Source organism: Coprococcus sp. ART55/1, from assembly GCF_000210595.1.
Classification (GTDB): Bacteria; Bacillota; Clostridia; order Lachnospirales; family Lachnospiraceae; genus Coprococcus; species Coprococcus aceti.
The window spans coordinates 442,261-449,527 of the sequence record NC_021018.1 but is presented as its reverse complement, the minus strand read 5'-3'; the positions used below and the strand labels follow the sequence as shown (position 1 = coordinate 449,527).

The following is a 7,267-nucleotide window of genomic DNA, read 5'->3' as shown; positions in this document are numbered from 1 at the left end:
AGTAAAATTTGTAGATTTTCTGCATAATCTGAGTTTACCTCATTGAATAGTTTTCGATATGATTGATTGTCAAAATATGCTAATATCTTGTATTTTGTGTCTTTCATATTTAATCTATTTTAGCAAAGCAACATTTTCTATTTCTTCACAGGAAAATTATCAAATGTATTGTCAATTTTTTGTGCAGCAATCCCTCTCATCGCATGCTCTTTCAGTTTTTGAAAACTTTCATCACTGACTGCATGTTCCATGCGACAAGCATCCACTTCTGCAGTTTGTGGATTAACTCCAACGGCTATAAGTTGATAAGTAAAAAAGCAATGGCGTTCGTAAATTTTTTCGGCCACATCCCGGCCAAGGTCGGTCAGGTGTATATAATGGTTTTCGTCTGTTGTCAAAAAACCGTCCTCTCGTAAAGTTCCTACTGCGTAACATACGCTGGGTTTTGAAACTTCCATGTACCGGGCAACATCCACGGAACGCACCATACCGAGTTTCTTTTGAAGTATAAGCACGGATTCTAGCTGCTGTACGACGGCTTTTTTTCTTTTGCCGTCGTGCGGCAGCTATTTCTGTTATACTAAGCTACTGTTTTCCACATTTCAGATTCACTTTAATGATTCATCTGAAACTCTTCAATCGATCCATAGTCAATTAGTTTGCTCTCGTCAAATGACTCTTGAAGTTTCTCTCCTTCTGCAAACAGGACATTTCCGCTTGAAGTCAGCGGCAACATACAGCTACTCGCTTTAAGACTTTGTGCCGGTTTATCCACAAGGATAATCAATGGATTTTTTGCTTCTATCGGCTCTGCTGCGCCCAACGCCACATGCACCGGAAATGCCAATAATGTCTCTCCATCATATTGATATAGTCCCACTCCATCAGGCAATACATTTCCATCAGCAGTCAATATAGGCATTTGAACATCTAAAAATTCCTGCATGCTATTTGCCAAACTGCCATATTCCACAGGTTTTAACTTGCTGGGATCACCAAAGCGATCTATCCATTGAGGGTTTGTCAGGATCAAATGGTCCCACCCCCCATCCTTTAGCTCTTTTGTAATTTCAATATTGCTGTCAACTACATATGAAAGCAGAAGATAATCTTCCTCAGAATGTAAAATGCTGGAGCCATCTGCGGTTAATTCATTGCTCTCACAAACTGTATCAATGTCTGTATATGCTATATACCAAATTTCACTCGTATTGTATTGATTAAGAGTGAGTGTATCTCCACACCCAGATAGACCCAATACAAGGATGCACACGAGTGTCATCACTATTTTTCTGCTCATTTACAAATCCCCTCAGTTTTCCTTACGTTCGAGAACATGATTTTCTTTTTTGAATACCCATCATGCCTAAAATCAGAATTGCACATACGACAATACTGCCGACAATGTACTGCCATCCAAAAAATGATAGATTAAGAATATAGCGTGCTGCCGGATTAGAAAAAATGTGTGTGAACGGCTCATTCGCTGCAATTCTGCTCATTACTCCGCTGACATCTGCCAGAGGTATTCCGTAAAGGGACGCACCCAAAAAATAAAGAACGAGTTTTTCTACAATGGACGGCAGTAAAATTCCTAACACACAACCTCCCACCCGATGTGCCGCTGGTGTCTTAAAAAGATAAAACGCTCCCGCAATGTAAGGTAGAACAGCTAAACATCCACCTAAAACAACTGGTGCCAAATGAAATCCGAAGATAACAAAGACAAGGCGCAAAAGTAAATATACGCCCAAGATAATCAGCCAACTTATAATCAGAGAAGCCGCAGGCTTATTTTTCTTTGGTGTTTGCGTACGAATCTGCTGTTGCATCATCAAACCTCCTGACTGGATATTGCACCTTGGGGAACATCAGAATAATGGTTGTTCCGCATGACAACTGTGATGTGATTTGTAAATCTATCGCTAAATCTTTTGCCATTTTCTGCACTAAATATAATCCCATACCTGTGGAGCGGCTTAAAAAGCTTCCTGCGTCCCCAGTGAAGCCCTTATCAAAAACAAACGGCAGATCAGACGCGGGTATACCTGTTCCGTTATCGCTGACGGATAGAGTAATCTGCCCGCTTTCTGGATTATCCGTTACTGAAAATTGAATAGCGGGGGCGGTGTCCTTCACAGCATACTTTACACTGTTGCTAATAATCTGTCCCAAAATGAACATAAAGCCTTTTTTGTTAGAAATTACGTTACAGTCGTTCCCGGAATATGTGACAGAAAATTGGGCTTCTTCAAGCAAGGATAAATTGTCCTCAACCGCTTCCCGACAAGTCTCTAAGATCAGAATTGGTTCAAAATAGCAATCTTTGTGAGCCGCCCCAAGACGTGAAAAGTACAAAATCTGTTCTACGTTCTGCCGCACATGGTCGCGTACATATAGCATACGAGTATGCACCAACGGTGACATCTCAACCTTTCGATTATCTAAAAGAAGCGTCATAAGGGACAGAGGTTTCTTGATTTCATGCACCCAATTTTCAATATAACTTTCGTAGTTGGCAACCTTTAACTGCTGTTCGTTCACATACCCCTCTTGCATTCTCAGATGATGGGCTAATTCATGGATATATGGGCGCATTGACGCGGGGGCACTTTCACACAACAGGTATTCGTTTGTGTCGTCCGGCTCTAACAGAAAGCGCCGAAAAGCGGCATCAATTTTACTGCGTTTATGAATTGAGATGACAAAGGGGATGACAAACGCGGCAAGTGATACAAATATCATTAGCCCCACAAGGCTCAAAAAATCCCCCGGATAAGCCACCCATGCCAGAAACGCAAAGAACAAATCCAAGCAGCCAAGAGTAATCAACCAAATACGATTGGACGATACATAGGTCAAGAGAGTATTAAATTTCTTCATACTTCCACCTGCTCTTTCAAACGGTAGCCTTGCCCGCGCACCGTTTCAATGCGATCATCAAGTCCAACTTCACGCAGCGTTTTCCGCAGTCGTGTAAAATTGACTTGCAGCGCATTTTCGTCTATAAACTCCGCTGTTCCCCAAAGCACATGAAACAGGTCGCTCTTTGATACAAGGTTCGGGCTGCTTTTCAAAAGGGTGAGAAGTATTTTCCCCTCATTCTGCGGAAGAACATAAGATTTCTTTCCTGCATAGAGCGTAAAAGTGTTTGGATCAAGCAGGAAGCCGCCCCCGTTAAGCAATCCCTGCTGCATCTGTTCTTCTTTGCGGCGCAAGAGGTTTTTAATGCGGGCAAGAAGCCGTTCCGTGTTGCATGGCTTTGTTAGGTAATCGTCCGCCCCTAATCCCAAAGCGTGAAGCTCGTCCTGTAATTTATCTCTTGCAGTTAATATCAGCACAGTCCCAAGCTGTTTGGCCTTTACCTCTTTGCAGATTTCAAAGCCGGAGTGAAAAGGAAGATTGATGTCGAGCAAAATCAAGTCCGGGGAAAGAGACATTATCTGTGATACGGCATTTTCAAAGTCAAGCAAAGGAACAGCGTCATATCCCGCTTTTTCCAACACATCAATCAATTCTTCCCGCATATATACATCATCTTCAACCACAATAATTTGCGCCAATATGAACACCTCCTTCCCGAATAAGCCCATTAAGCATTTGGCTTCCAATTTAATTTGCTGATTTCACGGTTTGCTGTCCGCGCAATAGCCACACCGTACAATGCAAGCATACAAACAACGACAAGCGCCATAACGAGCAGCATAGGATAAGACTGTTGCAGTTTTGCCATATTAGAGTATAGGTAATGCTGCATTGCGCAAATTCCGACTGTACCGCTGATACACGCAGGAAACAGCGGGAGCAGAAAATACCATAGCACCTGTTGGTTTATGGAACGCTTCATTTGTTCGCGTCGTGCGCCCAGAATAGAAAGTGTCGCATACCTTGCCTTTGTTTCTCGCATTTGGGTTAGGAATTGCAGGGCAAGTAGGGCGCAAGCGATAATTAGAAGCATAAAACCCATGTATAAGGTCGTGTAGCTGCCGGAAATGACATAAAATAGTTGCCGTCCGAAATTGTCCAAATAGCTTTCGCAGTACAGGCCAGAGGGCTTTAACAGGTCACGGGCTTCCATAATCGACACCATCAGGCCATCAGCTTCCACAGTTTCGCTCGGAATACAGAAATTGTGATAAACGGTAACGGTGTCTGGATTTACATATTCAGAATATACTTCATCGGAAACAATCAATGCGGTTATGATTTTTACGTTTTCATCCGCAGTCAAGCCTTTCATCGGCACAAACGGGATAAGCGTAATTGGCAGTCCGTCAATAGAAATCAAGACTTTACCATTAGCCCGTGCGTCCTCCGCAATCTGGTTCAACATGGTGGTGGTTTCTTCTTTTGTACTCCCCTGAAAATCCGGGTTAAGATAGAATACAGCTTCGTCGATTCCAAGAACGATAGTTTTTTCTCCAGCTGCTTCCAGCAATTCGTTATATGAAGATACGGAAATTAAAAATGGCGAAGCTCCCGTAGTATCAATACACCCTAAAAGGTTAAGCGCGGCTGGTTGATTGGGACTGAACTCATAGCTTGTAGCTCCTTGTGTGACGGGATCCTCTACTTCTGGCGGCAGATTCAAAACAACCTGTTCACGCAGCCCGGACCAATCTATAAAAGAGTTCGCTTTCACGGAAGCTGGGCGTTTCATTGTTCCTGTTTCCATGCGGCTCAAATCAGCCACATAGGGCTGCATTTGCTTACCCGAAAGGTATTTTTCAACAGTCGCTTCATTGCCCGTGACGGTAAAATCGTAAACAGAAGATCCCCGCGTCATTTGGTTCCCATACGACATAATGCGGGTTGATCCGTCCGCAATGAGCATGATAGTGAGCATAATCAAAATAGATGCAACACCGATTGAAATATACTTGTGGACTATATTTTCGTGTAACTGCCGCAGAGTGAAAATATATAGACCGTGTGTTGTGTTGCGTTTCACAGAAGCCGCCGCTGCGCTCAGCAAGCCTGCAAGCCCACGGATAAAAAGCATTGTTCCCACAATACCTAATATCACGGCAACAATTATCATCATACCGCCAGCAACCATGAAATACTTTAGGATTACCCAATATGCAAGCGTCAAAACTACCGCTCCGAGAATGAGGGAAAATAAGTTCCCACTCATTTTTCCAACTTGCTGTTTCTTCGCCATTTCTCCATAAAGGAGTTGGTGGATTTCTTTGTTGAATAGTTTTCCACAAAGGATGAACAACGCGACAACTTGAATCATTAGAAATCCAAGCGTTGTCAAGAGAACAGCGCTCACAGAAAAACTTGACTGATGTGCAATTATGCCGCGACCTACAAGCCGTGCCGTAGCAAGGCTGATTACCTCTGATAAAAAGCCGCCGCAGATCAGTCCGCCCAAAAGAGCCAGCAGTGATGTGATTAGCCCCTCTGCCATGATTTGAATAAACAAGTGTCGCTTTGTCATTCCAAACATCAGGTAAAGCCCTAATTCCCGGCTCCTACATTCAAGCTGATATTTGTTCGCAAAAATGACAAGGAAAAATACAAACAGCAGCGAAAAAAGATAAACCGTCGGCATTAGCATTGTCAGAAGTCGATTAACAGCGTCACTTTCGATTTCCTCCAAGAAGCGCATCACGTCCTGGCTTCCAAGGGAGAGGACGATATAAAATGTGGCTACAGCTGTAACCATAGTAAGAAAATAAATCAGGTTCTCACTACGGTTTCGTTTGGAGTTTCGCCACGCAAGGTTAAAGAACATTTGCACTCCCTCCTCCCATCTGTGCCATTACCTGTAAGATACGCGCATAAAATTCCTCCCGTGTTTCAGTCGGAATTTTCCGGCGCAGCTCATGGAAAATCACACCGTCCTGTATGAATAGGATTCTGGAACAAAAACTTGCAGCGTTCGGGTCGTGTGTTACCATCAAAATTGTGCGTCCGCGACCGTGATTGATCTCGCACAGTTTTTCCATAAGCAACCGCGCTGCCTTTGTATCCAATGCCCCAGTTGGCTCATCTGCCAAAATAATATCGGGGTCGGAAATCAAACTGCGGGCGGCAGCGACGCGCTGTTTTTGACCACCTGACATCTGCGCCGGAAATTTGGAGAGCACATCCGTGATTCCAAAAAGTCCTGCAATGTCATTCAACTTCTTCTCCGCAGCAGATATATCTACATTATGGATAGAAAGCGGCAGCAGGATATTTTCTCTGCCAGTCAAGTTGTCAAGCAAAGCAAAATCCTGAAACAGATAGCCTATTTTATTGCCCCGATACTCAGCCAGTTTTTCGCTATCAAAGGAACTCACATTTGCGCCGGAAAGCAGGACTTGCCCGGAGGTCGGTTTAATAACCGTAGCAATGCAATTTAGCAGGGTCGTTTTTCCTGATCCGCTTGCGCCCATGATCCCCAAAAATTCGCCATCAAGAACATCAAAGGTAATGCCATTAAGAGCTTTTGTAGGAACACCCTCTTTCGTATATACCTTGTGTATATCTCGGACTTCCAAAAGTTTTTCTTTGCAATTCATATTATCACCTTTTGCCTTTTCGCTTTTTGATTAGTTGTTGATTATATTTTACTGCATGGCAGGAAGATAAACCACTTACAGTTGATGTAAGGTTTCTATGCTAAATGCTAAAGGGCGGCGATGTGACGTTTGTGCCAGATCGCCGCTGCTTTTCTTTATATTTATTCTATCCGATGTGCTTGCCCGCTTCAAGGTAATAGTTATGAATTATTTTGGCTATCAAGTGGAACTATATAAACATATCCGAAAGAAACAAATTTTCTTGATAAAGATCATGTTTCTTCACTCAAAGATAGCTTTACAAAATACACCTCTAAGGCTACTACAATAGGTAGGGCGCAAGGTCTTATGCAGAAGCACTTTGAGACCTTGCGCCCTCTGTTATTCTACCCTAAAAATACTTTGCCAGCTGCTTCAGACCACGCCGGATGCTGTCACGGATACAGGTAAGTTTGCATCCTTCATTACTCTTTAATGGAATTTGTATTCTCAGTTTTATAATCGGTATAATCAAGCCCATTAACCGGCATAATAAGGTCATTCCATCACATAAACCGGAACGATACGATATTATTGAGGTGAACGATTATGCCGATTGATGATTTAACTGCTTTAGGGCAAAAAATGCGGGAAGCCCGAAAGAATAAAGAACTGACACAACAGGAACTTTCTGATCTGAGCCATGTTTCTGTAAAGCAAATCGCCAATATCGAAAAAGGGAAAATGAATCCTTCCTATTTGATTTTGAGAGC

Annotated in this window: 8 protein-coding genes; 1 reads left to right on the top strand and 7 read right to left on the bottom strand. The window is 43.0% G+C overall.

The window, feature by feature from the left end:
* Positions 1-137: 137 nt before the first annotated feature.
* From CCU_RS02180 to CCU_RS02150, 7 genes are read right to left on the bottom strand one after another with little or no spacing between them, the layout of a single operon-like run.
* Positions 138-566 (bottom strand): metal-dependent transcriptional regulator, encoded by a 429-nt coding sequence (locus CCU_RS02180; RefSeq protein WP_055057440.1) that lies wholly within the window; start codon positions 564-566, stop codon positions 138-140.
* Positions 567-613: 47 nt separating this feature from the next.
* Positions 614-1,300, bottom strand: a complete 687-nt coding sequence (locus CCU_RS02175; protein WP_015533393.1) for a DUF6619 domain-containing protein — start codon at positions 1,298-1,300, stop codon at positions 614-616.
* A 22-nt stretch (positions 1,301-1,322) separates the two neighbouring features.
* Positions 1,323-1,835 carry a hypothetical protein gene (locus tag CCU_RS02170; RefSeq protein WP_008400026.1) on the bottom strand — a complete coding sequence of 171 codons (513 nt, stop codon included), beginning with the start codon at positions 1,833-1,835 and terminating at the stop codon, positions 1,323-1,325.
* Positions 1,792-2,883, bottom strand: a complete 1,092-nt coding sequence (locus tag CCU_RS02165) for a sensor histidine kinase (RefSeq protein WP_008400027.1) — start codon at positions 2,881-2,883, stop codon at positions 1,792-1,794. Before CCU_RS02165 ends, CCU_RS02170 begins: the two co-directional genes overlap by 44 nt.
* A complete protein-coding gene (locus CCU_RS02160; RefSeq protein WP_025577041.1) occupies positions 2,880-3,563 on the bottom strand; it encodes a response regulator transcription factor in 684 nt (227 codons plus the stop codon). Before CCU_RS02160 ends, CCU_RS02165 begins: the two co-directional genes overlap by 4 nt.
* Before the next feature lie 29 nt (positions 3,564-3,592).
* On the bottom strand, positions 3,593-5,743 hold the full coding sequence (locus tag CCU_RS02155) for an ABC transporter permease (RefSeq protein WP_015533391.1): 2,151 nt from the start codon (positions 5,741-5,743) through the stop codon (positions 3,593-3,595).
* Positions 5,733-6,515 (bottom strand): ABC transporter ATP-binding protein, encoded by a 783-nt coding sequence (locus CCU_RS02150; RefSeq protein ID WP_008400030.1) that lies wholly within the window; start codon positions 6,513-6,515, stop codon positions 5,733-5,735. The genes CCU_RS02155 and CCU_RS02150 overlap by 11 nt, the downstream gene beginning before the upstream one ends.
* Before the next feature lie 588 nt (positions 6,516-7,103).
* On the opposite strand from CCU_RS02150, the gene CCU_RS02145 reads away from it, so the two are divergent.
* The coding region (locus CCU_RS02145) for a helix-turn-helix transcriptional regulator (protein WP_208896329.1) at positions 7,104-7,267 on the top strand (164 nt) is incomplete at its 3' end.